Here is a 26,943-nt window from a genome sequence, read left to right as displayed (position 1 = left end):
ATGCAATAAATGCACTTCATGCACAAGTCACGGCGCGCCATGATGTCCTATAAGGGCGACAAGCCTGAAAAAACAAAACAAGACCGGCCTGGGAGGAACAGCATGATCGGAATGATGGCTCATTCCTTCCCGGCCCATGCCGTAAAAGCGGCGCAAGGTCCACGAACAGGGAAAGGAATGTCCAATGTCTCTCCGTACCGTCCTGATGAGCGGCGCCATCGCCATGGCCCTGGCCGCCCCTGCCGCGGCTTCTGAAAAGCTGCTGGTCGGCTCGACCTCAGCCTCTTCCAGCCATTACGGCTATTTCGTCGCCGTCGGCAAACTGATTAACGACACGGTCCCCGGCGTCGAGGCCTCGGTCGTCGAGACCGGCGCCACGCTCGACAATCTGCGCCGCCTGCAACGCGACCAGATCGATCTCGGCCTCGTGACCACCAATGTCGCCCATCATGCCTATGCCGGCACCGGCGACTTCGACGGCCGTCCCATTGATGTGCGCCTGCTCTGGGTCTATTCCGGCGCGCCGCAGAATGTCGTCGTGCGCGCCGATGCCAATGTCTCGGCCCTGTCCGAGCTGGAGGGCAAGCGCTTCAATCCCGGCATCCGTGGATCGGCCACGGAAAACACCACGGAAGCCGTCTTCTCGGTCCTGGGCATCGAGCCTAATTACGTCCGCGGCTCGACCTCGGATGTCGTGGACATGATCAAGGACAACCGGGTGATCGGCTATGCGAAGTCGGGGGCTGAAACCCGCCTGGATTCCTCGACCATCGATATCGCCACCTTCACCAATATCAAGGTGCTGTCGCTGACGCCCGAGCAGCAGGAAAAGCTGAAGGCCGAGATGCCCGACATCTCCATCGTCCAAGTTCCCGAAGGGGCGGCGAGCGCGGGCATTCCCGCCTATGCGACCTGGAGCTTCGGGGTCGGCGTCGGCACCACCTCGGCGCTGAGCGAAGAAACGGCCTATCAGATCGTGAAGGCGGCGATGGAAGACAAAAGCGTCCAGGCCGCCGCCATGGCCAGCATCGGCGAGATCAGCCTGACCGAGCATACCATGACCTATGGCACCATTCCGCTCCATCCCGGTGCCGTCCGCTACTTCCGTGAACAGGGTGTGGACATCCCCGAACGCCTGCTGCCGCCGTCCCAGTAAGCCCGCAGCCGTTCCCCGAGGGAGGTCCGTCCAATGCTGAAATCCTTGTCAACCTGCTTGGCACTGGTCGTCGGCGGCTTCGTGTTCTACACCACCGCCACCGGCCCCTTTGAAAGCCTGATCCAGCGGGCCATCTTTCTCGCCCTGGTCGTCTGTCTCGGCCTGACGCTTTATCCGCTGGGACAAGGGAAAAGCTGGCGCCCCCTCGGGATCATCCTCGATCTTGCCGCGGCGGCGGTGACGCTCGCCGCCTGCGGCTATATCGTCGTCAATTACGAAGCCATCATGACCAGCCTGCCCTGGGCGACCGGGCTGGACATGGCGCTGACGGCCGGGCTGATCCTGGTCATCCTGGAACTGGGCCGCCGTGCGGTCGGCTTCTTCTTTCCGCTGCTGGTCGCCTTGGGCCTGGCCTATGCCCTGTTCGGCCATCTTCTTCCCGGCGCGCTGGGGCATCGGGGTTTCGATGTGGATTTCGTCACCGAAACCCTGTTCCTGGGCGACCTGGGCGTCTGGGGCATGCTGCTTGGCGTGGCCTCTACCGTAATCGCCGCCTTCGTCCTGTTCGGGGCAATGCTGCTGCATACCGGAGGCGGCCAGGCCTTCATGGATCTCGCCATGCGCCTGGGGGGCAAAAGCCCCGGTGGCGCGGCCAAGATCGCGACCATCGCCTCGGGTCTGTTCGGCATGGTCAGCGGCAGCGCGGTCGCCAATGTGGCCACCACCGGCAACCTGACCATCCCGATGATGAAGCGGCTCAAATATCCCGCCCCCTTTGCCGGAGGGGTAGAAGCCGTCGCCTCCACCGGCGGCCAGATCGCCCCGCCGATCATGGGGGCGGCCGCCTTCGTGATGGCTGAGATCCTGGGCATCAGCTATGTCACCGTCATGGTTGCGGCCATCCTTCCGGCGGTCCTCTTCTACCTTTCGGTCATGGTCACCGTGCATGTGGTGGCCCTGCGCCGGGGACTGGGAACGGTACCGGAGGACGAGCTTCCGCTGTGGCGGGATATTCTGTCCCCGGGCCGCATCCTGCCGATCCTTGCCGCGCTGGGCGGGCTGGCGATAGGCATCTTCCTCGGCCGGTCCGTCGCGACGGCAGCCTTCTACGGGCTGGTGGGCCTGCTGATCGCCTTCGTGGTGACCCAGGCAGGCCGGATGCCGCCCCTGGACATGGCCAAGCGTATCCTCGACGGCCTGATCGATGCCGGGAAAGGCCTGGTGATCATCGGCGTGATGCTGGCCGGAGCCCAGATCCTGGTCGCGATGATCAACCTGACCGGCATCGGCGTGGTCCTGTCATCGATGATCGTCGGCCTGGCCGGGGATTCCCTCTTCCTCGTCTCCCTGATCGTCGGCCTCGTCTGCCTGATCATGGGCATGGGCCTGCCCACCACGGCAGCTTATGTGCTGGTCGCCGCCGTTCTGGCCCCGGCCATGACGGCAGTCGGGGTGGAACCGCTGGCGGCCCATCTCTTCGTCTTCTACTTCGCCACGATTTCCGTAATCACCCCACCCGTCTGCATCGCGGTCTTCGTGGCGGCGGGCATCGCCCAGACCCATTGGCTGCCGACGGCCGGCGAGGCCGTGCGCCTGGGCGCGATCACCTATCTGGTTCCCTTCCTGCTGCTTCTCTATCCCGGCATGATCGGCCAGGGCGGCGTTTGGGCGGTGACGGAAGCGGCCCTGTCCGGCCTCGTCCTCGTCTTCGCGATCCCGTCCTTGCTCAGCGGTCAGCCGCTCTTCGGCAACAGGGCCATCGATATCGCCGTCTATTGCCTGGCGATCGGCCTGGCGATCTTCCCCCATTGGGTGGGACCGTTCCTCGCTTTCGCCGTCCTGGGCGGCGGCATGGCCTGGCGCCGTTCCCAGTCCGCCGGCCTGACCGCTCTCCGCAACGAGCAGGGAGAAAAGGCATGAGGACGATCCGCCTGGGCGCCGGTGCCGGTTTTTCCGGTGACCGCATCGATCCTGCCGTCGATCTGGCGAGGAATGGGGAGATCGATTACCTGATCTTCGAATGCCTGGCCGAGCGCACCATCGCCCTGGCCCAGCAGGCGAAAATGCGGGACCCTTCCCAGGGATACGACCCCCTGTTGGCGGAACGCATGCTGGCCGTCCTGCCCGACTGCCGCCGCAAGGGCATCCGCATCATCACCAATATGGGAGCGGCCAATCCCCTAGCCGCCGCGCAGAAGGTGCGCGCGGTGGCTCGCCAGTTGGGCCTTGCCGGGCTGAAGATCGCCGCCGTGATGGGCGACGATGTCCTGGATCAGGTCATGGCCGGCGATTATTCGGTGATGGAAACGGACGAGCCGGTCCAGGCTTTCCGCGACAGGCTGATTTCGGCCAATGCCTATCTGGGAGCAGGACCGATCCTGCGGGCCTTGCAGGAAGGGGCTGATGTGGTGATCACCGGGCGGGCGTCAGACCCCGCGCTGTTCCTCGCCCCCCTGATCCATGAATTCGGCTGGGGAAAGGAAGACTGGACCCGGCTGGGGCGCGGCATCCTGGTCGGGCATCTGTTGGAATGCGCGGGCCAGATCACCGGCGGCTATTTCGCCGATCCTCACTACAAGGACGTACCGGACCTCGCCCGTCTCGGCATGCCCATCGGCGAGGTTTCCGAAGACGGCACCGTGGTCATCACCAAGACCCCGGGATCGGGCGGCAAGGTTTCGGCGGCAACCTGCAAGGAGCAGCTGCTCTACGAGATCCACGACCCCCGGCGCTATTTCCAGCCCGATGTGGTGGCCGATTTCTCGAATGTGACCATGGAAGAGATTGGGCCGGACCGGGTGCGGATCAGCGGCGCCGACGGTTCCCCCAAGACCAAGCTTCTCAAGGTCTCTCTGGGATATGTGGACAGCTATGTCGGCGAGGGGCAGATCAGCTATGCCGGTCCCGGGGCCGTCGAACGGGGCAAGCTGGCCCTGAGGATCATCGAGGAGCGCCTGCGCCTGACCGGCCTGCGCTGCAAGGAGATGCGCAGCGAGTTGATCGGCGTGGATTCCATCCTGGGCGGGCACCTGTCCTCCGCCGCCCCGATGCCAGCCGAAGTGCGCGCGCGCATCGCCGGACGGACGGAAAGCCTGGAAGACGCGCAAAGGATCGCACAGGAAGTGGATGCCCTCTATCTCAACGGCCCGGCCGGCGGTGGCGGCGTGAGCAAGTCGGCCCGGGAAATCATCGGCATCGTTTCCACCCTGATCCCGGAAGACGTGGCGCGGACTTCCGTCGAAATGATGGAGAGCTGAGATGCGGCTGAGAGAGATCGCACATTCCCGTGCCGGCGATAAGGGCGACACCTCCAATATCTCCGTCATCGTCTACGACATGGCAGATTATCCCTGTCTGGAACGCTGGCTGACCGCAGACCGGGTGCGCGAACATTTCGCCGATCTGACGAAGGGAGAGGTCCTGCGCTACGAGCTACCCAAGCTGGGCGCGCTGAACTTCGTCCTGCGCGGGGCCCTGGCGGGCGGCGTTACCCGTTCCCTGGCCCTGGATGCCCATGGCAAATGCCTGGGGCCGATGATCCTGGATATCGAGATACCGGAAGGCCGCGAAGAGGCTCCGGCCTGATAGGGGCCTGCCGCGCCGGGACCAGCCGGCGCGGCAGGTGGTTTTTACGGACCGGTGGGCCTCGTTCCCTTGATGGTGGTCCGGTGCATCAGGCGCCGTTGCGGCAGGGCATAGCCCCCGGCGGCCTTATGCACGGTCCGGCGATTGTCCCAGAACAGCAGGTCCCCCTTCTCCCAGCGGTGACGGTAGAGGAAGGCGTCGCTGGTGGAATGGGCGAAAAGATAGCTCAGCAATTCGTCGCTTTCCTCCCGCGGGATGCCCGGGATGTGGGAGGTGAAGCCTTCGGAGACATAGAGGGTCCGGCGTCCGCTTTCGGGATGGATGGCGACCACCGGATGGAGCACGTCGGGCAGGCTGGCCCATTGCTCCTCGGTCAGTTCGGGCCGCTGGCTGTTTTCCTTGCGCAGGCGCTCGTAGGTGTCGAGATAGAGATGCACCGCCTGCAAGGATTCGATCCGGTCCTTCACCTCTTGCGGCAAGGCATCGTAAGCGCCCGCCAAATCGGCGAAAAGGGTATCGCCACCCGTCTCCGGCACCTCGCGCGCATAGAGCAGCGAGCCCAGGCTCGGCTCCGCCAGATAGGTGAGGTCGGCATGCCAGTGATGACCGGCATCGGCGAGGCCGATATTCCGTCCATTCTCCTGGATGTTGGAAACCACCAGGATTTCCGGATGCCGGGGATGGAGGTATTGCGTCAGGACATGCCCCATCAGTTCGCCGAACTGGCGGGAAAAGCGGACCTGATCGGCCTCGGACAGGCGCTGGCCACGGAACAGCAGCACGCCGTGCCGGTTCAAGGCTTCGCGGATCTCGCTGATGGTCGCAGCGGAAAGATGCTGCGACAGGTCCACCCCGCCGATCTCGGCGAAGAACCCCGGACCGAGCTGGCGGGTGGTCAGGCCGAATTGCTCGGCCACGGCATTGGCGATCGCGGTCATCTCGTAATTCCTTCTGTTGCTGTCATTGTCTCGGGAGGCAAAGGAGGAAGAGGTCATCGCTGCATTCCCCATTTCTGGACGGTGGCACGTTCGATCAGGCGGAACAGGATCGCGTCCACCACGAGGCCGATCAGGATCACCGTCACCAGCCCGGCGAAGACCAGATCGGTCTCCAGCCGGTTGCGGTTCTCGAAGATGAACCAGCCCAACCCGCCGGATGAGGAGGTGACGCCGAAGACCAGTTCCGCCGCGATCAGGGTCCGCCAGGCAAAGGCCCAGCCGATGCGCAGGCCGCTCAGGATCTGCGGGAAAGCCGCCGGGATCAGGACCAGCACCACGAGGCGGGGGCCGCGCAGGTCCACATTGACCGCCGCCATGCGCATGGTCTCGCCGACCGTGGTGAAGCCGGTCAGGGTGGACAGGGCGACGGGCCAGAGGACGGAATGGATGATGACGAAGATCAGGCTGGGCTGGCCCAGGCCGAACCACAGGAAGGCCAGCGGCAGCAGGGCCACGGCCGGCAGGGGATTGAACATCGCCGTCAGCGTCGCCAGCAAGTCGCGTCCCAGGCGGGTGGTGATGGCAAGGGTCGTCAGCACCAGCGCCGCGGCGACGCCCAGCGCATAGCCGATCACCAGGACCTGCAAGGAGGTCGCGACCGCCGCCGGGATGCGCCCGTCGCCCAGGGCCGTGAAGAAGGCGTCGGCGACATCCAGGAAACTGGGCAGGATCAGCGCGTTGCCCTTGAACATCGCATAGGCCTGCCAGAGCGAGGCCAGCACGGCCAGGATGGCCAGCCGGCGGACCAGCGGCACCTCCAGCACACGCCGCCAAAGCGGCAAATCCTGGGCATCCGGGTCGTCCCGCACCGGGGCAGGACGAAGCTCGGCCGTGGGATCAAGAGGCTGTGGCGCGAGCATCCTCGCCTCCTTCCGTCAGCAGATGGTGCAGCCGGCGCGTCAGGGCCGGGGAAGGACTGCCGTCATGGCTGATATCGGCAATGATCCGGCCGGGATGAGGCGACATCACCACGATGCGGCTGCCCAGCAGGATCGCTTCCTCGATGGAATGGGTGATGAACAGCAAGGTGAAGTGCAGTTCCTGCCACAGGCGCAGCACCTCGTCCTGCATGCGCCGCCGGTTCAGCGCGTCCAGGGCGGCGAAAGGCTCGTCCATCAGCAGAAGGCGCGGCTCCATCGCCAAGGCGCGGGCGATGGCGACACGCTGCTTCATGCCGCCCGACAGCGTGTGCGGGAAGGCGTGCATGAATTTCTCCAGCCCCACCAGGGTGAGGACCCGCAGAGCCTGTTCCTTGGCCGCCGCGCGGGGAAAACGTCGGCTGGCGACAAGCGGAAACACCACATTGCCCAGCACCGTCTTCCACGGCAGCAACTGGTCGAATTCCTGGAAGACCATCATCCGGTCCGGGCCGGGCCGCTCCACCTTGCGGTCCTCCAGCAGGATCGTCCCCGCCGTCGGGCGGATGAACCCGCCCACGGCCTTCAGCAGGCTGGACTTGCCGCAGCCCGAAGGGCCGATCACCACCAGGCGCTCGCCTTGTGCCACGCCGAGGTCGAGCCCCCGCACCGCGGTCACGATCTGCCTGCCGGTCCGGTAGGTCAGGGTGACGTTGCGCACGTCGAGAAGCGTCTCGGCGGGATGGACGGCGGGTGCCGCCATGCGTTCAGCTCCCTGCATCGCCGTGTACCTCCGGAAAGAAGTAGTCTTTCCACGACTCCGGCTTGGTCTTGATGCTGCCCGTGCGATACAGGAAATCGGCGATGACCTGGGTGTTGAGCGGCGTCGTGCGGTAGGAGATGTCCTCGTCGCTGATAATTCGCCGGACGAATTCGGGCGTCAGGTTGGACTGTTCCGCCGTCACATAGATTTCCGCCGCCCTCGCCTTGTCGGAAGCGATGATCTCGTTGGCCTCCTCTATGGCGGCGATGACCGCCCGGTAGACCCCGGGATTGTCGTTGCGGAACTTGGCGGTGGTGTAGAGCACGTTCAGCGTCGCCGGGCCGCCCAGGACGTCGTAGCTCGACAGCACCCGGTGGATGTTCGGGTCCTCCAATTGCTGGAAGCTGAAGGGCGGCGTCGCGAAATGCGCCGTAATCTCGGTGCCGCCCGACAGCAGGGCCGCCGTGGCGTCGGGATGGCGCAGCGAGACGGTCAGGTTGTCGAGCTGTTCGTGCCTGCCTTCCCCGAAGGCCTGCTCGGCGGCGATCTGCAAGACCACCGACTGGATCGAGACCTTGACCGCAGGCACCGCGATGCGGTCCCGGTCGGTGAAATCGGCCAGGGACTGGACATTGGGATTGTTGGTGTTGAGGAAGAGCGGAGTCGCATCCAGGGCGACCACGCCCCGGACATCGTAATTCCCGCGCGTCTTGTCCCAGATCGTCAGAACGGGGCCGATGCCCGCAGCCGCGAAGTCGATCCCGCCCGAAAGCAAGGCATCATTGGTCGCGGCCCCGCCGCTGAGCTGCGCCCAGGTGACCTTGATCTCGCCCAGGCCGGCTTCCCGCGCATGCTTCTCGATCAGGTTCTCGTGCTTGGCGATGATCAGGGGCAGATAGCTGAGACCGAATTGCTGCGCCAAACGCACTTCCGAGACTTCCGCCGAAGCCGTGCCGGACATCAGGACGGAGGCGACCCCCACCGCCGCCGCGAGGGTTCTGGGGCCGGAAAGCCATTGGGACATCACATACTCCTATTAATCTATAGACTAGATAGATTAATATTTCTGCGGCGTCGGCCTTTGTCAATGGGGCTGGCAGCCCGGGCGAAATTCTTCGGCAGTATGACCAGCGTGGGAGAGAAAACGGAGCGGATACAAAAAAGGCGGCAACAGCAAGCTCCTGCCGTCACCGCCTTTTCAGGGAAAAAGTGTCAGGGTCAGGAGGCCTGACCCTCGCAGAGGGGCTTGTTTCTGTCGCTCATCACCGACAAACCCCAGAACATGAGGCCGCCCAGGGCCAGCATGCTGCCCACCAGGCCGGTGGACGCCCAGCCATAGCCCCCGGCGATCGCCAGGCCACCGAGGAAGGGACCCAGGGCATTCGCCGTGTTGAAGGCGCTGTGGTTGAGGGCGGCCGCCAGCATCTGGGCATCGCCCGCCACATCCATCAGGCGCGTCTGGAGCATGGTACCGAGCCCCCCGCCGCACCCGATCAGGAAGACGGCGATGGTTATCGTCCAGATATTGCCGACACTGAACACGAATAGCACCAGGGCGATGCAGCTCCACAACAGGATGCCGCCGATCGACGGCATCAAGGCCTTGTCGGCGGCCTTCGCCCCGATGATGTTGCCCAGCGTCATGCCGATCCCGAACACCGCCAGCACGATGGGGATCAGGTGCTCGGGCGCCTTGGTCACGGCAAGCAGGGTGGAGGTCAGATAGCTGTAGACCGCGAACATGCCGCCGAAACCGATGGCCCCGGTGCCCAGGGTCAGCCAGACCTGACGGCGCTTCAGCGCCCCCAGCTCCCGCCACGGGCTGGCCCCGGGATGGACGCCGCCCTGGGGCGCGAATATCCAGATCAGCGCCATGGTCAGGACCGCCAGGGCGGCCACCAGGCCGAAGCCCCAGCGCCAACCGATCATCTGGCCGATCATGCTGGCCAGCGGAACACCGATGATGGTGGCGACGGTCAACCCGGTCATCACCCCGGCCACGGCCTGGGCGCGGCGCGTCGCCGGCACCATGGAGACGGCCACCAGTGCGGCAACGCCGAAATAGGCGCCGTGCGGCAAGCCGCTGAGGAAACGGAAGGCCAGCATCCAGCCATAGGACGGAGCGAGCGCGCTCAGGGCGTTGCCGATGGCGAAAACGGCCATCAGACCGATCAGCAAGGCGCGCCGAGGCAGCTTGGCGGCCAGAACGGCAATGGCCGGGGCCCCAACGACGACGCCCAGGGCATAGGCGCTGATCACATGACCGGCGGTCGGCGCATCGATGCCAAGTCCCTCGGAAAAATAAGGTAAAAGACTCATTGCCGCGAATTCAGTAGTTCCGATCGCGAAACCACCCATCGCCAGAGCAAAAAGCACTATTCCGACAGGGGCCGTCACCGGTTTCAAATCTTGCGCCATCCACTTTCTCCGGTAGAGCACGATGCGGCATGCGGTTCTGCCGCCGTCTCAAGGAAGATGGCTATAAACTGCTTTCCTTGTCGGTATCAATCTCTTCCCTCATGAAAAGAAGGCATAGAGGATATGCGCTGTCACCAATCCTGTTTCCTTTCACCCGCGAAGGCGAAAAGCGTGTGCTGCGCGTAGATTTCACCTGGTCGGAGAAGGGCGGAGGGGAAGTGGGGATGGTTCGGGGCATCCGGCCAGATCTGGGGCTCCAGGGCCAGCCCGGCATGGGGGCCGTGATGGCGGGTGGAGATGGCCGCGCCACCATAGAATTGCAGGCCGGGCTCCGAGGTCTTGATGGTCATGGAGAGAGCGCCGTCGGGCGATGCCAGCCAGGCGACGGCCCGCAGGTCCGAACGCCGGGGGGAAAGGCAGAAATTGTGGTCGTATCCGGTTGCCAGCCGATCGGCAGTCAAGCGGACGGGAATGCGGAAGTCGAAGGGCATGCCGTCCACCGGGGCGACTTCCCCCGTGGGGATGAGGGTATCGGTCACGGGCAGGTAATGGTCGGCGGCAATCTGCAACAGGTGGCCTTCGACCGTGGGGCCGCCACCCAGGTTGAAATAAGAATGATGGGCGAAATTGCAGAGGGTTTCCGCATCCGTCTCGGCCTCGACCCGAATGGAAAGCGCGGGGCCGGGCTGGACGGCGAAGGTCACACGCACATTTAACCGTCCCGGAAATCCCATATGTCCGTCCGGCAGCGTGTCGATGAAGGTCACCTCTTCCCCCGAATGCGCGGCGATTCGCCAATTGCGGCGCGAGCTACCCTCGCTTCCGCCATGAAGCAGATGCCGCTCAAGGAAATTGCGGTCGAGCTGGCACTCCCGCCCGCCGATGGCCGCCCTACCCTCGCCGATCCGGTTGGCGTAGCGGCCGACCATGGCGCCGAAGTAAAGATCGGGATGGGCCAGATAGCCCTCCAGATCGTCGAAGCCCAGCACCAGGGAATGGTCGAAACCGTCCAACCGCAAGTCCTGGAGCGTTGCGCCATAGGTGAGAAAGCGCGCCGACAGTCCGTGCCCCGCGATCTTCACGGCTTCCACGCCTTCGCCGCCCGGCAGTCTTCCGAACAGGTCGGTCACGCATCACCTGCCAGAACGACTCGTGGCTCGGGCCGCCCGCACACAGTCAGGCCGTCGATCCGCCAGGTACGGCCGGCACCCTCCGTCTCGTCGTTTTCCGCCGCCGAGGTGACGAAGAGGGTGTCGCAGGAAGCCCCGCCGAAGGCCGGACAGGAGGTCTGCGCCGCCGGAACCTCGTAAGCCGCCAGGAAGGTCCCGTCAGGGGCATAACGGGCAACGCGCCCGGCCCCCCATTGCGCATTCCACAGGCAGCCCTCCGCATCGACCACCGCACCGTCGGGATTGATGCCTTCGGCGGCGAGATCGAGGAAAAGAGCGGCCTCGCCCTCCGGCCAGCCTTCGGCATTCAGGGCTTGACGGTAGAGACTGCCCGTCGCCGTATCGGCGAAATAGACATGGCCGTCGGGACTGAAGGAAATGGCGTTGGGAATGGTCAGGCCTGCCCGCAAGCGGCGCAGCCTGCCCTTGTACCAGCGATAGAGGGCCCCCTCCCCCGGTTCGGCGGACTTGCCCATGGTGCCGATCCAGAAGCCGCCCCAGGGGTCCGCCCTGCCGTCGTTGGAGCGGGTATGCGGACGGTCGGCCTCCAGCGCGGCCACGATCTCCGACGATCCCTCGCGCAGGTCGAACAGCAGCAGGGCGCTTTCCGAGGCGACGAGCAGCCGGTCCGGATCGACCCAGCCCGCCGCCGAGACATGCTCGGCGAAGTCCCAGGCATGAGGCACGCCCTGCCCGTCCCGGGTCAGAAGACGCCGCCCCAGGATGTCGAACCAGAAAAGCTGATTGCGCTGGGGATGCCAAAGTGCCCCCTCCCCCAGAATGCAGACCCGATGGTCGAAAACCTCTACGGTCATGATCGTCTCCTGCCGCACCCGGCCGCGTCCTATTCGACGAAGGGATCGGTGGTCAGCCGCCGCCCGAGCATGAAGGCATCGGCCACATGCATAAGGGGCGTGACATCGACCTCGCTTTCCCGGCGCGCAAGGAGGTCCGCAAAGCGCGCATAGACCCCGTCATATTCCGAGTCCAGCGCATCCCCTTTCGCCAGGTCGCGGCCCGCCGCCGTGACCGTCGCGCCGCCGCCGGACAGGTGCAGACGGCCTTCATCGGTCTCCAGCAGGATGTCCCAGGTCTGCGGCCCGGTCTGGCGGAAATCGAAATCCGCCTCGATGGCCGCCGCCCCCGCCCGCAGGGACAGACGCGCGGCGATGGGCGCCTGCTGGTTTTCAGGGAATTCCAGCTCCGCCCCCGTCAGGCGCACCGGCAAGGGCAGGATTTCGGTGAGGATGGACAAAGCATTGATGCCGGGATCGAAGACGCCCAGCCCGCCGGGCTGCCAGATCCAGGTCTGGCCGGGATGCCAGCGGCGCACATCCTCGCGCCAGGTGATCCTGCCGCTCAGGATTTCCCGGCCCGCAAGCCAGTCCCTGGCCGCCGGAACCCCTTGGGCGAAGCGGGAATGCCAGGTGGCGAACAGCACCCGCCCCCGTTCCCGGGCCAAGCGGGCCAGGGCTTCGACTTCGGCCACGGTGGCGCCGGGCGGCTTTTCCAGGAGCACGTCCAATCCCGCCTCCAGGGCTTCCCGCGCCAGATCGTAACGGACCTGGGGCGGCGTGCAGAGGGCGACGGCGGTAATTTCCGGATGGGCCGCCTGCATGGCCGAGAGATCGGTATAGGCCGGCACCTCCTCCATCGTTGCATGACGGCTAACCGTGGCGGCCAAGCGGAATCGCGGATGGGCCGCGATGGAGGGCACATGCTGGTCACGGCCGATCTTGCCCAGGCCGACGATGGCAATGGGGATATCAGTGGCTGTCACGGGGAATCTCCTTGCCGCGCGCACCCTTCAGGAAATCGAAATCGGCCCCGGTATCGGCCCCTTGGACATGGGTGTGGAACAGCCAGGCATATCCACCCTCGGGCGGTTTGACGGACGGGGTCCAGGCCGCCAGGCGGCGGGCGATCTCGTCTTCCGGAACGTCCAGATGGAGACGGCGCGCCTCGACGTCGAGTTCGATCATGTCGCCGTCGCGGACGATGGCCAGCGGCCCGCCGACCGCCGCTTCCGGCGAGGTGTGCAGGACCACGGTTCCATAGGCCGTCCCCGACATGCGGGCGTCGGAAATGCGGACCATGTCGGTGATGCCCTTACGCAATATCTTGGGCGGCAGGCCCATATTGCCCACCTCGGACATGCCGGGATAGCCGCGCGGACCGCAATTCTTGAGAACCATCACGCAGGTCTCGTCGATATCCAAAGCCTCGTCGTTGATGCGCGCCTTGTAATCGTCGATATCCTCGAAGACCACCGCCCGCCCCGGTGCCGCATCAGATGCGGGCTGGCCGCCGAAGGCTTCAGCACCGCGCCCTTGGGGGCGAGATTGCCGCGCAGGACGGCGATGCCGCCCTGGGGCGTCAGCGGATCGCTGATCGGGCGGATGACATCGCTGTTCCAGTTACGGACATTCTTGACCTCTTCCCAGATCTCCCGCCCGGAAACCGTGAGCGCATCCTTGTGGAGCAAGGCGGCCTCGCCCAGGCTCTTGATGACCACGGGCAGGCCACCGGCATAGAAGAATTCCTCCATCAGATATTTGCCCGACGGCATCAGGTTGACGATGGTGGGAACCTCGCGCCCCAGCCGGTCCCAATCGTCCAGCGTCAGGTCGACGCCGACCCGTCCCGCTATCGCCAGCAGGTGGATGACGGCATTGGTCGAGCCGCCGATGGCGCCATTGACGCGGATGGCGTTCTCGAAGGCCTTACGGGTCAGCACATCCGACGGCTTGAGGTCGTCCTTCACCATCTGGACGATGCGCCGTCCGGTCAGCTGCGCCATGACGCGGCGGCGGCTGTCCACGGCGGGAATCGCCGCATTGCCGGACAGCGCCATCCCCAGCGCCTCGGCCATGCTGGCCATCGAACTGGCCGTGCCCATGGTGTTGCACGATCCGGGGCTGCGGGACATGGATTGTTCCGCCTCCAGGAAATCCTCACGGGTCAGTTTGCCCGCCTTCACATCCTCCGACATCTGCCACAGCGCGGTGCCCGAGCCGACACGCTCGCCCCGGAACCAGCCGTTGAGCATGGGGCCACCGCTGACCACGATGGCCGGAATATCGACGCTGCACGCCCCCATCAGAAGCGACGGCGTGGTCTTGTCGCAGCCGACCATCAGCACCACACCGTCGATGGGCTGGGCGCGTAGCGCCTCTTCCACATCCATGGAGGCGAGGTTGCGGTACATCATCGCCGTCGGCCGCAGGCTGCTCTCGCCCGCCGAGAAGACCGGGAATTCGACCGGCAGGCCGCCCGCCTCGTAGATGCCGTGCTTCACCCGTTCCGCCAAGTCGCGCAGATGGGCGTTGCAGGGCGTCAGTTCCGACCAGGTGTTGCAGATGCCGATCACCGGGCGGCCGTCGAAGAGATCGGCCGGAAGCCCCTGGTTCCGCATCCAGCCGCGATGATAGATGGTGTCGCGGCTGTCGCCGCCATACCACGCCTGCGAGCGCAGTTTCCGGGGCCATTCCGCCTTCTTGAAAGTCATGTCGGTTCCCCTTCCGGATCAGAGCGCGGCGACGCGCCGCAGGGCCTGCCCTTCCGGCCGGGCCGCGACGGCAAGCCGGTTGCGCAGGGGCAGGCCGAATTCCGCGGCCTCGATTTCGAAAACATCGCCCGGCTGCGTCCGGATCCCTTGCGCGAAGGACAGGGTGGCGGTGCCGAACATGTGCACATGAACGTCGCCGGGAACGCGGAAGATGTCGTATTTGAAGTGGTGGTGTTCGAGATTGGCGATGGAATGCGACATGTTCGCCTCGCCCGACAGGAAGGACGCCTCGAAGATGACCCTGCCGTCCCGCAGGATGCGCGAAGTTCCGCGAATGCTGTCAGGCAGCTCGCCGACGCGCAGTTCGGGACCGAAAGAAGTCGGCCTCAGCTTCGAATGCGCCAGATACAGATAATTGGTGCGTTCCGTGACATGGTCGGACAATTCGTTCGCGAGCACGAAGCCGAGGCGGAAGGGCGTGCCGTCCGGGCCGATCACGTAGAGGCCCGCGATCTCCGGTTCCTCGCCCGCATCCTCGGCGAAATCGGGCGAGACCAGATCGCCGCCGGGTGCCGTGAGCGCCGCACCGCTGCCCTTGTAGAACCATTCGGGCTGGACGCCCGCCGCGCCGTTCGCGGGCTTGCCGCCTTCCAGGCCCATGCGGAACATCTTCATGGAATCCGTCTGCTTGGCCTCGACCTCCGCCGAGACATGCATGGCGTCGCGGGTGGCGGCCGAGCCCAGATGCGTCAGGCCGGTCCCAGTGACATAGAGATGCGCGGGATCGGGATGGGTCAGGGGCGGCAGGATCCGTCCTTCCTGATAGGCCTGTTCCAGGTCCACCGCACGGCCGGGCGTGGCCTGGGCGAGGCGGTCGGCGAAACGGGTTCCCGTGGCGATGCATTCCATGGCCAGGGCGTAGGTGCTTTCCACGCCGTCCAGCTCATGGGCCTCGGTACCGTCACGCACGACCACGGCAACCGATCCGTCCGGCCGTTTGATCTGAGAGAGCAGCATGGATGTCATCCTTTGTTCTTGTTGTAGATGTCGAAGACGACGGCGGCGAGCAGCACCAGGCCCTTGATGACCTGCTGCCAGTCGATGCCCACGCCCAGGATCGACATGCCGTTGTTCATCACCCCCATGATGAAGGCGCCGACGACCGCGCCGATGATGGTGCCCACACCGCCCGACATCGAGGCCCCGCCGATGAAGACGGCGGCGATGACGTCCAGTTCGAAGGCCAGGCCGGCCTTGGGGGTGGCGGTGTTGAGGCGCGCGGCGAAAACCAGCCCGGCCAGGGCGGCGAGCATCCCCATATTGGCGAAGGTCAGGAAGACCAGCCGCTCTGACCGGATGCCCGAAAGCTTGGCCGCCTTCTCGTTCCCGCCCACGGCATAGATGCGGCGGCCGATGGTGGTGCGGTTGGCGATGAAGGAATAGATGGCGATCAACAGCGCCATGATGATCAGGACGTTGGGCAGGCCCCGGAAGGTCGCCAACAGATAGGAACCGCCGATCAGGGCGAAGATGATCAGGGCATATTTGCCGATGAAGAAGGCCAGCGGCTCGTCCACCAGCCCGCTTTTCGCCTGGCGCCGCCGGTTATGGACGGCAAAGCCCAGCAGCACCGCCGACACCGTCAGCCCGGCGACCAGCGACAAGAGATTGAAACCTTCCATCCCGAAGATGTCGGGCACGAAGCCCGAAGCGATCAGCCGGAAATCCTGCGGGAACGGGCCGATGGACTGGCCAGCCAGAAGCCACAGGGTCAGGCCCTTGAAGACCAGCATGCCGGCCAATGTCACGATGAAGGACGGGATCTTGTAATAGGCCACCCAGAAGCCCTGCACCGCCCCGATCAGCGCCCCCATGCCCAGGCAGAGAATGGCGACGAGGACATAATGCATGTTCCAGTGGACGATCATGACCGCCGCCAGGGCGCCGATGAAGCCCAGCACCGATCCCACCGAGAGATCGATATGGCCCGAGACGATGACCAGCAGCATGCCGATGGCCATGATCACGATATAGCTGTTCTGCAGCACGAGATTGGTCAGGTTCACCGGGCGCAGCAGGATGCCGCCGGTGGCAATCTGGAAGAACGCCATGATCACGATCAGCGCGAAAAGGATGCCATATTCGCGCAGATGCTTCCGTATGAAGCCCTTCGACGCCTTGGGCCGTTCGGCCGCCGGCGGAGCCAAGATTTGAGCCTGGTCCATTTGTCACTCCCCGGAATTGATGATCATGGACATGATCTTTTCTTGCGTGGCCTCCGGCGTCGGCATCTCGCCCACGAAACGGCCTTCGTTCATCACGTAGAGGCGGTCGGTGATCCCCAGCAATTCCGGCATTTCCGACGAGATGACGATGACGGATTTCCCCTGCGCCGCCAGCTTGTCGATGATGACGTAGATCTCGAACTTTGCGCCGACATCGATGCCGCGGGTCGGTTCGTCGAGGATCAGGATCTCGGGGTCTGAGAACAGCCACTTCGCCAGCACCACCTTCTGCTGGTTGCCGCCGGACAGGTTCACCGTCTCCTGCTCGATGGAGGCGCATTTGATGTTGAGCATGCCGCGGTAATCGACCGCCACGCCCGCCTCGCGGCTGGAATCAATGACGGTGTTGACGGCGATGGCCTCCAGATTGGCGAGCGGCACGTTGCGGCGGATGGTATCACCGAGAACCAGGCCGCAGCCCTTGCGGTCCTCGGTCACATAGGCCAGCCCGGCCTTGATCGCCTTGGGGATCGAGGAGACGTCCACCGGCTTGCCGTGCAGCAGGACCTCGCCGCCGACCACCGTCCCGTAGCTGCCGCCGAACAGGCTCATGGCCAGTTCGGTGCGCCCCGCGCCCATCAGACCGGCGATGCCCAGGACCTCGCCCCTGCGCACATGGAAGCTCACATTGTCGACGGCCAGGCGCTCGGAATGGGTGGGATGCCGGACGGTCCAGTTGCGGACCTCCATCACCGTCTCGCCGATCTTCGGATGCCGGGGCGGATAGCGGTTCGACAGCGACCGCCCTACCATGTCGCGGATGATGTCGGCCTCGCTATAGCTGCCCCCGGCGCAATCCTTGTGTGAAACCGTCGCGCCGTCGCGCAGGACGGTGATGCTGTCGGCGACCTTCGAGACTTCATTGAGCTTGTGGGAGATCAGGATGGCCGAGATGCCTTGGGCGCGGAAATCGTGCAGCAGTTCGAGAAGCGCGTCGCTGTCCTTCTCGTTCAGGGAAGAGGTCGGCTCGTCGAGGATGAGGAGCTTCACCTCCTTCGACAGGGCCTTGGCGATCTCCACAAGCTGCTGCTTGCCCAGGCCCAATTCGTCGACCCGCGTTTCCGGATTTTCGCGCAGGCCCACTTTTTCCAGCAGGGCGGCGGTCCGCTGATGAGTCTCGCGCCAGTCGATGATGCCGCGCCGGGCGATCTCGTTGCCGAGAAAGATGTTCTCGGCGATGGAAAGACCGGGCACCAGGGCGAGTTCCTGATGGATGATGATGATGCCTTCCCGCTCGCTGTCGGCGATGGTCCTGAAGGCCATCGGGCGGCCTTCATAGATGATTTCGCCGTCATAGGAACCGTGCGGGTAGACACCGCTCAGCACCTTCATCAGGGTCGATTTTCCGGCTCCGTTCTCGCCCACCAGCGCGCGGATCTCGCCACGGCGGACGGTCATGTTGACATTGTCGAGCGCCTTGACGCCGGGGAACTCCTTCGTGATGCCCCGCATCTCGAGGATGTTGTCCATGATGGTCCTCCCGTCGGGCCGGGCGCGACCTCGTGCGCCCGGCGCCGCTTCGTCACTGGATCGCCGACTTCTGGTAGTAGCCGGAATTGACGAGGATCTCTTCCCAGTTGGCTTCCGTAACCGGGACGGGTTCCAGCAGGTAGGCCGGGACGACCATGACGCCGTTGTCGTAGGTCTCGGTGTCGTTGATCTCGGGCTCGCCGCCGCCGAGCACGGCATCGACCATCCCCACGGTCACGCGGGCAAGCTCGCGGGTATCCTTGAAAATCGTCGAATATTGCTCGCCGCGCAGGATGGCCTTGATGGAGGGAATTTCGGCATCCTGGCCGGTGATGATCGGCATTTTCAGGTCGCCGGAACCATAGCCCACGCCCTTCAGCGACGAGATGATGCCGATGGACAGGCCGTCATAAGGGGCGAGCACACCATGGACGCGCTCGTTCGTGTAATGCGCAGACAGCAGGTTGTCCATGCGCGCCTGGGCCACGGCGCCGTCCCAGCGCAGGGTGCCGACGGTATCCATGCCCATCTGGCCGGAGACGATCCGGATATCACCGGAATCGATCAAGGGCTGCAGCACCGACATGGCGCCGTTGTAGAAGAAATAGGCGTTGTTGTCGTCCGGCGAGCCGCCGAACAATTCGACATTCCAGGGCTTAGTGTCGGGAAAACGCTCCTTCAGGCCCTCGACCAGGGTATTCGCCTGCTGGACCCCCACCTGGAAATTGTCGAAGGTGGCGTAATAGTCGACGGCATCGCTATCGCGGATCAGCCGGTCATAGGCGATGATCTTGATCCCGGCGGCATCGGCATTGGCCAGCGCGGTGGACAGGGTGGTGCCGTCGATGGCGGCGATGACCAGCACGTCCACGCCCTTGGTGATCATGTTCTCGATCTGGGCCAACTGGTTGGGGATGTCGTCCTCGGCATATTGCAGGTCGGTCCTGTAGCCGGCGGCATTGAATTGCTGGACCATGGATTCGCCATCGGAGATCCAGCGGGCCGAGGACTTGGTCGGCATGGAGATTCCGACGAAACCTTCCGCGGCCAGGGCAAAGCCCGAAGACCCGACGATGACGGCCGAAACCGAAGCCGCCAAGGCGGCTTTCATGAAACCCTTCATGTGTTCCTCCCGTGACCTGCGGCCTGTTCCGCCGCCCGCCACCCTTGCTTTTCGTTTGGAATACGGCCGCGCTCTCCGGCACGGACCGTTTCTGCCGGTTCTCGCTTAAGCGTTCTGTTGACGAATGACCGGACCTATCCTTGGTAGATCCAGCCGTTATGTCAGTCAAATAACTAGATTGATGATTGATATGCTATTATTGATATATCGGAGAGGGGCAGGAGAAGCCGATGAGCCAGAACACACCCGTCCAGGTCGCATTCGGGCGCCTGCTGGGCCGAGGGATAAAGCTGCGCCACCTCAGCCTGATCGTGGCGTTGGAGGAGACGGGAAGCGTCAGTTCCGCGGCGGCACGCCTGAACATGACCCAGCCCGCAGCCTCCCGCCTGCTGGCCGAGCTGGAGACGATCATCCGCGTCAAGCTCTACGACCGTCATCCCCGGGGTATCCGGCTCAATGCCTATGGCCGCGTCCTGGCCGAGCGCGCCGCGCGGATGCTGCGCGACCTCGACCAGGTCGGACGGGAAATCGAGGAAATGGGGGCGGGACAGCGCGGGACGGTGGCCATCGGCTCGGTATCCGGCCCGGCCCTGGAAATCGTCCTGCCGGTGATCCGGCAATCGCGCATCGCCCATCCCGACATCCAGATCAACGTCACCGTGGATGTCACCGACCGGCTGACGGACGAATTACTGGCAGGCAAGCTGGATTTCTATCTGGGCCGCATTCCCGCCGCCATCGATCCCCGCTCCTTCACCGCCCGAGTGGTGGGCGAGGAACCGCTGAGCCTGGTGGTGCGGGAAGACCATCCCCTGACCCGCCGCGCCTCGATCACGCTCGAGGATTGCATCGGCTATGATTGGATCCTGCAGGCCATCGGCGGCTTGCTGCGCAGTACGGTGGAATCCTATCTGGTGCAGAAGGGCTATCCTCTGCCCGACCGCGTCCTCAGCACGTCCTCACTGCTGCTAACCCTGGCGCTGGTGGGCAGCACCAATTCCATCGCCGCCATCTCCACGGCGGCGGCACGCTTCTATTCGGACCCCTCCCGTCTCGGCGGCCGGGTGGTCACGCTGCCGGTGGCCCCCGATCTGCGGGTCACCGCCTATTCCCTGATCCGGCTGCGCGACCAGCCTTTGTCCCCGGCGGCGCAAACGCTGTACGGTATGATCAACGAAAGGCTCGACCTCGTGCTGGACCAGGAGAAGGAATAGAATTCCTCTTACTTCTTCCCCTCTCCCTTGGCATCGATGCTGGCGGTCACGCGCTCGCTGCCCTTCATGATGACCGCTTCCATGGCCTTGGTTGCGGCGTCTCCGTCCCGCGCCTCGAGCGCCTCGACCACCAGGTGATGGGAATGCGCCACTTCGGCCCGGCGGTCCGGGTCCTCGGCCGGGGAACTCAGCTTGAAGGCAAGGGCCAGGGCCGCCTCGATCAGATTGCCGACGGAATACATGAAAGGATTTCCCGAAGCGGCGAGAAGCGTCAGGTGAAAATCGAGGTCGGCCAGGGCGAAGGCTTCGTTGGAGCGGGATTCGCCCATCTGGTGGGCAAGCTCCTTGAGGCGGACGATTTCCTCGCTCTTGGCATTGGCGGCGGCCAGCCGCGCCGCGAAGGGCTCGAAGGACAGGCGCATTTCGCAGAGATGGCGCAGGAAGTCGTCCGTGATACCGGCGGCGAAATACCAGCCCAGCACATCGGCATCGAAGAGGTTCCACTTGGTGCTGTCATTGACCCGCGTGCCGATCCGGGCGCGGGGGAAGATCAATCCTTTGGCCGCCAGCGTCTTCATCGCCTCGCGCAGGACCGTGCGGGAGACGCCGAACCTTTCTTCGAATTCGGCATCGGCGGGCAGCAGGCTGCCGGGGGGAAATTCCCCGCCGACGATGGCCGTTCCCAATTCGTTGACCACGAAGGCGTGGCTGTTCCGGGTAACCGGGCCGGAGATCGCGGATTTCAGCAATGCCATGACTATTTCGCCCCTGCCGGTCGGACCCTTTCGCGGCTGGAAATCCAGACCAGCCCCTTCTGCAGGACAATAAAGGAAAAGAGAAGGATGCCGATCACGATCTTGGTCCACCAGCTCGACAAGGTACCATCGAAGATGATGTAGGTCTGGATCAGCCCCATGATCATGACACCGATAAAGGTGCCGAAGATATAGCCGCTGCCCCCCGTGAGCAGCGTCCCGCCGATGACCACGGCGGCGATGGCGTCCAGTTCGACCCCCACGGTCGCCAAAGGATAGCCTGCCGAGGTGTAAATGGCGAAGACGATCCCCGACAATCCCGCCAGCATGCCGGAAAGCGCATAAATGGCTATCGTGGTGCGGCCAACGGGCACCCCCATCAGGCGGGCGGCCTGGACGCCGCCGCCGAGGGCATAGACATTGGTTCCGAAACGGGTGCGGTGCGCCAGCAGCATGCCCCCAAGAACGACCGCCAGCATCAGGCCGCCGATCAGCGTGAGCCGCCCTCCTCCCGGCATCAGGTAGTAGAGGTCCTGGATCTGGCTGAAGACGGGATGGGTGATGGGCACGGAATCGAGCGTCAGCAGATAGGCCGCGCCACGCGCCAGGAACATGCCCGCCAGGGTCACGATGAAGGGCGGCATTTCGAGATAATGGATCACCGCCCCCATGAAGGCCCCGAAGGACGTGGTGATGGCCAGGAGCAGAAGGAAGACCAGCGGCGGCGGTAGGTTGGTCTCGCGCAGGACGACGGCGATGAAGACGCCTGAAAAGGCGATGACCGCGCCGACGGAAAGGTCGATGCCGCCCGACAGGATGACGAAGGTCATGCCGACCGCGACGATGCCGAGAAAGGCATTGTCGGTCAGCAGGTTGCCGATCACCCGCGTGGACAGCATGGCCGGGAATTGCGCATAGCAGATCGCATAGGCGGCAAGGAAGATGGCGACGGTCGCCAGCAGGGGAAGCAAGCGCGCATTCATGAGAAAGCTGACTCCTCTTTCGCTTCCGCTGTCTTCCGGACGCGCCGCCCGGCACGGAAGGCGGCGACCATACGGGGCGATTGCAGAACGAGAATGATCAGGATGATCGTCGCCTTGATCAGCAGGTTGAATTCCGGCGGGAAGCCGGACAGCAGGATGCCCGTATTGACCGACTGAATGATCATGGCGCCGATGAGCGAGGCGAGGATGGAGAAGCGCCCGCCGAGCAAGGACGTGCCGCCGATCACCACTGCGAGGATGGCGTCCAGTTCCAGCCACAGACCGGCATTGTTGGCATCCGCGCCGCGGATGTCCGCCGCCGCGATGACGCCCGCCATGGCGGCGCAGAGGCCCGAGGCCATGTAGACGGCCACGAGCAATATCTTGGTGTTGATCCCGGCCAGCCTGCTGGCCCGAAGGTTGACGCCGATGGATTCTATCAGCAAGCCGAGCGCCGTGCGCCGCACGATCAGGCCGACGAGCAGGCCGGTGATGATCCAGATAAAGACCGGCATGGGCAGGCCGGCGATGGTCCCGCCCCCAATGAAAAGCAGGCCCGGATGGCTGAAGGTGAGGATCGCCCCTTCGGTGATCAGCTGGGCGATTCCCCGCCCCGCCACCATCAGGATCAGGGTGGCGACGATGGGCTGGATACCCAGGACGGCCACCAGGATGCCATTCCATATGCCGCAGAGAAGACCGGCCCCGAGCGCGAGGGCCAGCGTGGCCGCGAGTCCCAGCCCCTGGGCGATGGCCGAGGCCGCGACCGCCCCGGATATGGCCATGACCGCACCGACCGACAGGTCGATGCCGCGCGTCGCGATGACCAGGGTCATGCCGATGGCGAGAAGGGCAACCGGGGCGCCGCGATTGAGAATGTCGATGGGGCTGCCGTAGAGACGGCCGTTGGCGAGGCTGATGTCGAAGAAGCCGGGAAAGACGGCGGCGACGAGGATCAGTATGGCGGCCAGGGTCGCAAGCTGCGGCGCGATCCGCCCGAGGGCCCGGATACCGGCGTTCATGCCGCGTCTCCCTGGCTGCCGGTCGCGGCGATCGACGCGACCATGCTTTCTGTGGTGATCTCCGCGCCGGTCAGTTCGGCGACATGCCTGCGGTCACGCACGACGATCACCCGGTGGCTATAGGTCACCAACTCGTCGAATTCCGAAGAAATGACCAGAAGCGACATGCCCTTCTCGCAAAGGTCCTCGATCAGACGGATGATCTCGGCATGCGCCCCGACATCGATGCCGCGCGTCGGCTCGTCGAGAATGAGGAAGCGCGGATTCGTCGCCAGCCAGCGGGCCAGGATGACCTTCTGCTGGTTGCCACCCGACAATTGCCCGACCGGCTTTTCCATGTCCGAGGTTCGGATATCGAGCTTGCGGATGAAATCCTTGACCATGGCCGCCTGCTCCCGTGCCGGAAGGGCGCGCATCCAGCCCAGGCGGGCCTGCAAGGCCAGGATGATGTTTTCCCTGACCGACAGGTCGCCGATGATGCCGTCGCTCTTGCGGTCCTCGGGGCAGAAGCCGAAGCCATGGGCGATGGCCGCACGGGGAGAATCGAGGCGCAGCCGCCCCTCCCCGTCTTCGGCGCTTCCGGAATCATGGGGGGCGATGCCGAACAGCAGCTCGGCTGTTTCCGTGCGGCCAGATCCCAGCAACCCGGCCATGCCGATCACCTCTCCCTCCCTGATGTCGAGATCGAAGGGCGCGACCCGTCTGGCCCGGCCGAAAGAGCGGAAACGGATGGCAGGGGAACCCGTGCGGACATCAGTGCGGCCCGTGCTGCGGGTTTCCTGCTGAAGTTCGCGCCCCAGCATCATGTTGACGAGCTGGACGCGGTCGATATTCGCCGCCCGCTCGCTTCCGACCAGTTGCCCGTTGCGCAGGATCGTCAGGCTGTCCGAAATTTCGAAGACCTGGTCCAGGAAATGCGAGATGAAGACGATGCCCAGACCACGATCGCGCAGCGACCGCACCACCTTGAACAGCATCGCCACTTCATGGGCGTCGAGGCTGGCCGTCGGTTCGTCGAGGATCAGAACCTTGCCGGACAGGGAAACGGCCCGGGCGATGGCGATGACCTGGCGGATGGCCACCGAATAGCTGTCCAGGTTGCGCGTCACGTCGATGTCCAGGTCGTATTGGGCAAGGCAAGCCCGCGCCTTCTCGTTCATGACGCGCGTCCGGACCATGCCGAAACGGGTTGGCTGGTGGCCCAGGAACAGGTTTTCCGCCACCGTCAGGTTGGGCAGGAGATTGACTTCCTGATAGACGCACCCGATGCCCAGATCCTGGGCTTCCAGGGTGCTTCTGGGATCGATGGCTTTCCCTTCCAGGAGAATGTCGCCATCATCCCGGCGCAGGGCGCCGCTGAGGCATTTGATCAAGGTCGATTTGCCGGCGCCATTCTCGCCCAGAAGCGCATGGACCTCTCCTGCGCGCAGGGTGAAGTCCACGCCATCAAGGGCGACGGTTCCCGGAAACACCTTCGTGACGGCCCGGGCGCAAAGCAGGGGTTGGGATTCCAGCACGGGAAGCTCCCTTGCATTTCATTCAAGGACTTCGGGAGCGCCGCGTTCGGCGCTCCGCCTTCCCGCTCCGGACCTTCCCGACGGGAAAAACCGGAGCGGGTCGGGCAAGGGGCTTAATAACCCAGGTTCTTTTTCTGCTCGTAGACGGCCGCCGGGTCGTCGTTCTGAGTATAGAGCTTGGACTCCGTCTGGATGAACTTGGGCGGAACCGTGCCATTCTTGAGATAGGCTTCCAGCGCGTCGAAGGCCGGGCCGGCCATGTTCGGCGTCAGTTCCACCGTGGCGTTGGCTTCGCCGGCGGCCATCGCCAGGAAGATATCCGGCACTGCGTCGATGGAAACGATCAGGATGTCCTGACCGGGCTTCAGACCGGCTTCCTTGATGGCCTGGATGGCCCCCACGGCCATGTCGTCGTTATGCGCATAGAGGGCGCAGATATTCCGCCCGCCATTCTCGGCCTTGAGGAAGCTTTCCATCACTTCCTTGCCCTTGGCACGGGTGAAGTCGCCGGTCTGGCTGCGGATGATCTTCAGGTTCTCGTGACCGGCGATGGCCTGTTCGAAACCGGCCTTGCGGTCGATGGCGGGTGAAGAACCGGTGGTGCCCTGAAGCTCGACGATATTGCAGGGCTTGTCGCCCACGGTCTCGACCAGCCATTGTCCGGCCACCCGACCTTCATGCACGAGGTCAGAGCCGACGGCGGTCAGGTAGAGGTCTTCCGGCGCGTCGACCATGCGGTCGAGCAGGATGACCGGAATATCGGCCTCCTTGGCCTCTCTCAGCACGCTGTCCCATCCCGTCGCGACGACCGGGGCGAGCAGGATCGCATCAACGTCCTGGGCAATGAAGGAGCGGAGAGCCTTGATCTGGTTTTCCTGCTTCTGCTGGGCATCGGCGAATTTCAGGGTGATTCCCCGCTCTTCCGCCTGCATGCGGGTCAGGGTCGTCTCAGCGGCACGCCAGCCGGATTCGGACCCGATCTGCGAGAAGCCGACCGTCTGCGCCATCGCCGCGGGCGCGGCCAGCGCCGCCATGAGCAACGCTCCCAGCCCGATCCATGTCTTGCTGCACTGCATTCTATTTCCTCCCGGTTTTTATTTATGCAGGTTTTGAACCCTGGCTTCGAAAAAATCATACTATATGATTTTTGTAAACTCATGCGTGTGATTATAAGGTCTATCTCAAGTCCATCTTTCGAGCAGGACTTTCGGCAGAGGACGGCAGGGACGGTCCGTGTACGGATCCTCCTCTTCCGGGCGGGAAAGAGGAGTACGGCGCGATGCCGAACGAGACTTGCGCTGAATCGTCATGTCGTCGTACAACACCTCTCTTATCGTGACACATACGCCGCCAGCCGAGGCCATCCGCCGACATGGACATTCAGAACGCCCAGCCCCGCCCCCGCCGCAGGCATCGCAGCCTTACGCAGGAACTGGTCACCGAGCTTTCGCGTCAGATCCGCGACGGGGAAATCAAGCCGGGCGAGAAACTGCCGACCGAATCGGCGATCATGGAGGAACAAGGCGTCAGCCGGACGGTCGTGCGCGAGGCCTTGTCACGGCTGCAAGCCGCGGGACTGGTGGAAACCCGCCACGGCATTGGTACCTTCGTGCTGGATAATCCCGGCCCCAGCGGCTTCCGCATCGATCCGGCAACCATCGTCACCCTGCGGGATGTGCTGGCCATTCTCGAATTGCGGATCACGCTGGAGGTGGAAGCCGCCGGTCTTGCCGCGCAGCGCCGCAATCCGGCGCAATTGGCAGGCATCCGGGAGGCGCTGGACACCGCCAATGGCGGCACCGGCGACAGCGTGGCGGCGGATTTCCAGTTCCATCAGAGGATTGGCGAAGCCACCAACAACCGCTATTTCACCGATATCCTAAGCCATCTGGGCACCAGCATCATTCCGCGGACCCGTCTCAATTCGGCCAGTCTGGCCCATGACGACCAGCAGCAATACACGGCGCGGCTGGAACGGGAACACGAACAGATCTATGAAGCCATCGCCCGCCAGGATGCGGATGCCGCCCGTGCCGCGATGCGCCTGCATCTTACCAACAGCCGCGAACGCCTTCGCCAAGCCTGCGAAGCCGCCGAGGCCAAGGCCCTGGAAGGCTGAG

The 26,943-nt window shown here is 64.4% G+C and carries 23 protein-coding genes and 1 pseudogene; 6 read left to right on the top strand and 18 right to left on the bottom strand.

Annotation, left to right across the window (positions count from 1 at the left end; genetic code table 11):
• The first annotated feature begins 184 nt into the window (after window positions 1–184).
• The 4 genes from EPD66_RS00885 to EPD66_RS00870 are packed head-to-tail and all read left to right on the top strand — an operon-like array spanning window position 185 to window position 4,741.
• Entirely contained in the window at window positions 185–1,156 is a 972-nt protein-coding gene (locus tag EPD66_RS00885; RefSeq protein ID WP_142846361.1) for a TAXI family TRAP transporter solute-binding subunit, read from the top strand.
• A 33-nt stretch (window positions 1,157–1,189) separates the two neighbouring features.
• Entirely contained in the window at window positions 1,190–3,076 is a 1,887-nt protein-coding gene (locus tag EPD66_RS00880) for a TRAP transporter fused permease subunit (protein ID WP_142846359.1), read from the top strand.
• Window positions 3,073–4,413, top strand: coding sequence for an acyclic terpene utilization AtuA family protein (locus EPD66_RS00875; RefSeq protein WP_142846357.1), 1,341 nt, complete (start codon window positions 3,073–3,075; stop codon window positions 4,411–4,413). Before EPD66_RS00880 ends, EPD66_RS00875 begins: the two co-directional genes overlap by 4 nt.
• Before the next feature lies 1 nt (window position 4,414).
• Entirely contained in the window at window positions 4,415–4,741 is a 327-nt protein-coding gene (locus tag EPD66_RS00870; protein WP_142846355.1) for a hypothetical protein, read from the top strand.
• A gap of 44 nt (window positions 4,742–4,785) precedes the next feature.
• Here EPD66_RS00870 and EPD66_RS00865 read toward each other — a convergent pair whose 3' ends face one another.
• The 13 genes and pseudogenes from EPD66_RS00865 to chvE form a co-directional block, all read right to left on the bottom strand.
• On the bottom strand, window positions 4,786–5,679 hold the full coding sequence (locus EPD66_RS00865) for a TauD/TfdA family dioxygenase (RefSeq protein WP_142846353.1): 894 nt from the start codon (window positions 5,677–5,679) through the stop codon (window positions 4,786–4,788).
• Between the two features lie 53 nt (window positions 5,680–5,732).
• Complete coding sequence (locus EPD66_RS00860; RefSeq protein WP_142846351.1) at window positions 5,733–6,599, bottom strand: ABC transporter permease; 867 nt, start codon at window positions 6,597–6,599, stop codon at window positions 5,733–5,735.
• Window positions 6,577–7,377, bottom strand: coding sequence for an ABC transporter ATP-binding protein (locus EPD66_RS00855; protein ID WP_142846349.1), 801 nt, complete (start codon window positions 7,375–7,377; stop codon window positions 6,577–6,579). The genes EPD66_RS00860 and EPD66_RS00855 overlap by 23 nt, the downstream gene beginning before the upstream one ends.
• Complete coding sequence (locus EPD66_RS00850; RefSeq protein ID WP_142846347.1) at window positions 7,364–8,383, bottom strand: ABC transporter substrate-binding protein; 1,020 nt, start codon at window positions 8,381–8,383, stop codon at window positions 7,364–7,366. The genes EPD66_RS00855 and EPD66_RS00850 overlap by 14 nt, the downstream gene beginning before the upstream one ends.
• A 194-nt stretch (window positions 8,384–8,577) precedes the next feature.
• On the bottom strand, window positions 8,578–9,777 hold the full coding sequence (locus EPD66_RS00845; protein WP_142846345.1) for an MFS transporter: 1,200 nt from the start codon (window positions 9,775–9,777) through the stop codon (window positions 8,578–8,580).
• A 131-nt stretch (window positions 9,778–9,908) separates the two neighbouring features.
• Window positions 9,909–10,907 (bottom strand): aldose epimerase family protein, encoded by a 999-nt coding sequence (locus EPD66_RS00840; RefSeq protein ID WP_142846343.1) that lies wholly within the window; start codon window positions 10,905–10,907, stop codon window positions 9,909–9,911.
• The gene (locus EPD66_RS00835; protein ID WP_142846341.1) at window positions 10,904–11,761 is read right to left on the bottom strand and encodes an SMP-30/gluconolactonase/LRE family protein; all 858 of its coding nucleotides are present in this window, start codon (window positions 11,759–11,761) and stop codon (window positions 10,904–10,906) included. The genes EPD66_RS00840 and EPD66_RS00835 overlap by 4 nt, the downstream gene beginning before the upstream one ends.
• A gap of 29 nt (window positions 11,762–11,790) precedes the next feature.
• Window positions 11,791–12,726 carry a Gfo/Idh/MocA family protein gene (locus EPD66_RS00830; protein WP_142846339.1) on the bottom strand — a complete coding sequence of 312 codons (936 nt, stop codon included), beginning with the start codon at window positions 12,724–12,726 and terminating at the stop codon, window positions 11,791–11,793.
• Window positions 12,713–14,454: pseudogene (araD, locus tag EPD66_RS00825) on the bottom strand (L-arabinonate dehydratase). Before araD ends, EPD66_RS00830 begins: the two are co-directional and overlap by 14 nt.
• Before the next feature lie 18 nt (window positions 14,455–14,472).
• Window positions 14,473–15,471 (bottom strand): AraD1 family protein, encoded by a 999-nt coding sequence (araD1, locus tag EPD66_RS00820; RefSeq protein WP_142846337.1) that lies wholly within the window; start codon window positions 15,469–15,471, stop codon window positions 14,473–14,475.
• Between the two features lie 5 nt (window positions 15,472–15,476).
• Window positions 15,477–16,679 carry a multiple monosaccharide ABC transporter permease gene (mmsB, locus tag EPD66_RS00815; protein ID WP_142846335.1) on the bottom strand — a complete coding sequence of 401 codons (1,203 nt, stop codon included), beginning with the start codon at window positions 16,677–16,679 and terminating at the stop codon, window positions 15,477–15,479.
• 3 nt (window positions 16,680–16,682) lie between these two features.
• Window positions 16,683–18,209, bottom strand: coding sequence for a multiple monosaccharide ABC transporter ATP-binding protein (gene mmsA, locus EPD66_RS00810; protein WP_142846333.1), 1,527 nt, complete (start codon window positions 18,207–18,209; stop codon window positions 16,683–16,685).
• 52 nt (window positions 18,210–18,261) lie between these two features.
• Window positions 18,262–19,332 (bottom strand): multiple monosaccharide ABC transporter substrate-binding protein, encoded by a 1,071-nt coding sequence (gene chvE / locus EPD66_RS00805; RefSeq protein ID WP_142846331.1) that lies wholly within the window; start codon window positions 19,330–19,332, stop codon window positions 18,262–18,264.
• Window positions 19,333–19,562: 230 nt separating this feature from the next.
• On the opposite strand from chvE, the gene EPD66_RS00800 reads away from it, so the two are divergent.
• Window positions 19,563–20,546 (top strand): LysR family transcriptional regulator, encoded by a 984-nt coding sequence (locus EPD66_RS00800; protein ID WP_142846329.1) that lies wholly within the window; start codon window positions 19,563–19,565, stop codon window positions 20,544–20,546.
• A gap of 8 nt (window positions 20,547–20,554) precedes the next feature.
• Here EPD66_RS00800 and EPD66_RS00795 read toward each other — a convergent pair whose 3' ends face one another.
• The 5 genes from EPD66_RS00795 to ytfQ all read right to left on the bottom strand — a co-directional run bounded on the left by EPD66_RS00795 (window position 20,555) and on the right by ytfQ (window position 25,899).
• A complete protein-coding gene (locus tag EPD66_RS00795; RefSeq protein WP_142846327.1) occupies window positions 20,555–21,301 on the bottom strand; it encodes a FadR/GntR family transcriptional regulator in 747 nt (248 codons plus the stop codon).
• Between the two features lie 2 nt (window positions 21,302–21,303).
• Window positions 21,304–22,284: a galactofuranose ABC transporter, permease protein YjfF gene (gene yjfF, locus EPD66_RS00790; protein WP_142846325.1), complete on the bottom strand. Its 981-nt coding sequence runs from the start codon at window positions 22,282–22,284 to the stop codon at window positions 21,304–21,306.
• Window positions 22,281–23,306: an ABC transporter permease gene (locus EPD66_RS00785; protein ID WP_142846323.1), complete on the bottom strand. Its 1,026-nt coding sequence runs from the start codon at window positions 23,304–23,306 to the stop codon at window positions 22,281–22,283. The genes yjfF and EPD66_RS00785 overlap by 4 nt, the downstream gene beginning before the upstream one ends.
• Window positions 23,303–24,823: a sugar ABC transporter ATP-binding protein gene (locus EPD66_RS00780; protein WP_142846321.1), complete on the bottom strand. Its 1,521-nt coding sequence runs from the start codon at window positions 24,821–24,823 to the stop codon at window positions 23,303–23,305. The genes EPD66_RS00785 and EPD66_RS00780 overlap by 4 nt, the downstream gene beginning before the upstream one ends.
• A gap of 113 nt (window positions 24,824–24,936) precedes the next feature.
• A complete protein-coding gene (ytfQ, locus tag EPD66_RS00775; protein WP_142846319.1) occupies window positions 24,937–25,899 on the bottom strand; it encodes a galactofuranose ABC transporter, galactofuranose-binding protein YtfQ in 963 nt (320 codons plus the stop codon).
• Between the two features lie 296 nt (window positions 25,900–26,195).
• Between ytfQ and EPD66_RS00770 the strand changes: the two genes are divergently transcribed.
• Entirely contained in the window at window positions 26,196–26,942 is a 747-nt protein-coding gene (locus EPD66_RS00770; RefSeq protein ID WP_142846317.1) for a FadR/GntR family transcriptional regulator, read from the top strand.
• Window position 26,943: the final 1 nt, after the last annotated feature.

It is taken from the genome of Telmatospirillum sp. J64-1, from assembly GCF_006980715.1.
Classification (GTDB): domain Bacteria; phylum Pseudomonadota; class Alphaproteobacteria; order Rhodospirillales; family Magnetospirillaceae; genus Oleiliquidispirillum; species Oleiliquidispirillum nitrogeniifigens.
This window is presented reverse-complemented; position numbering and strand designations above follow the sequence as displayed.

Excerpts from the sequence above, each read along its gene's own strand:
- EPD66_RS00885 (WP_142846361.1), top strand. The coding sequence starts at position 185 with ATGTCTCTCCGTACCGTCCTGATGAGCGGCGCCATCGCCATGGCCCTG.
- EPD66_RS00880 (WP_142846359.1), top strand. The coding sequence starts at position 1,190 with ATGCTGAAATCCTTGTCAACCTGCTTGGCACTGGTCGTCGGCGGCTTC.
- EPD66_RS00875 (WP_142846357.1), top strand. The coding sequence starts at position 3,073 with ATGAGGACGATCCGCCTGGGCGCCGGTGCCGGTTTTTCCGGTGACCGC.
- EPD66_RS00870 (WP_142846355.1), top strand. The coding sequence starts at position 4,415 with ATGCGGCTGAGAGAGATCGCACATTCCCGTGCCGGCGATAAGGGCGAC.
- EPD66_RS00865 (WP_142846353.1), bottom strand. The coding sequence starts at position 5,679 with ATGACCGCGATCGCCAATGCCGTGGCCGAGCAATTCGGCCTGACCACC.
- EPD66_RS00860 (WP_142846351.1), bottom strand. The coding sequence starts at position 6,599 with ATGCTCGCGCCACAGCCTCTTGATCCCACGGCCGAGCTTCGTCCTGCC.
- EPD66_RS00855 (WP_142846349.1), bottom strand. The coding sequence starts at position 7,377 with ATGCAGGGAGCTGAACGCATGGCGGCACCCGCCGTCCATCCCGCCGAG.
- EPD66_RS00850 (WP_142846347.1), bottom strand. The coding sequence starts at position 8,383 with ATGTCCCAATGGCTTTCCGGCCCCAGAACCCTCGCGGCGGCGGTGGGG.
- EPD66_RS00845 (WP_142846345.1), bottom strand. The coding sequence starts at position 9,777 with ATGGCGCAAGATTTGAAACCGGTGACGGCCCCTGTCGGAATAGTGCTT.
- EPD66_RS00835 (WP_142846341.1), bottom strand. The coding sequence starts at position 11,761 with ATGACCGTAGAGGTTTTCGACCATCGGGTCTGCATTCTGGGGGAGGGG.
- araD1 (WP_142846337.1), bottom strand. The coding sequence starts at position 15,471 with ATGCTGCTCTCTCAGATCAAACGGCCGGACGGATCGGTTGCCGTGGTC.
- mmsB (WP_142846335.1), bottom strand. The coding sequence starts at position 16,679 with ATGGACCAGGCTCAAATCTTGGCTCCGCCGGCGGCCGAACGGCCCAAG.
- mmsA (WP_142846333.1), bottom strand. The coding sequence starts at position 18,209 with ATGGACAACATCCTCGAGATGCGGGGCATCACGAAGGAGTTCCCCGGC.
- chvE (WP_142846331.1), bottom strand. The coding sequence starts at position 19,332 with ATGAAGGGTTTCATGAAAGCCGCCTTGGCGGCTTCGGTTTCGGCCGTC.
- EPD66_RS00800 (WP_142846329.1), top strand. The coding sequence starts at position 19,563 with ATGAGCCAGAACACACCCGTCCAGGTCGCATTCGGGCGCCTGCTGGGC.
- EPD66_RS00795 (WP_142846327.1), bottom strand. The coding sequence starts at position 21,301 with ATGGCATTGCTGAAATCCGCGATCTCCGGCCCGGTTACCCGGAACAGC.
- yjfF (WP_142846325.1), bottom strand. The coding sequence starts at position 22,284 with ATGAATGCGCGCTTGCTTCCCCTGCTGGCGACCGTCGCCATCTTCCTT.
- EPD66_RS00785 (WP_142846323.1), bottom strand. The coding sequence starts at position 23,306 with ATGAACGCCGGTATCCGGGCCCTCGGGCGGATCGCGCCGCAGCTTGCG.
- ytfQ (WP_142846319.1), bottom strand. The coding sequence starts at position 25,899 with ATGCAGTGCAGCAAGACATGGATCGGGCTGGGAGCGTTGCTCATGGCG.
- EPD66_RS00770 (WP_142846317.1), top strand. The coding sequence starts at position 26,196 with ATGGACATTCAGAACGCCCAGCCCCGCCCCCGCCGCAGGCATCGCAGC.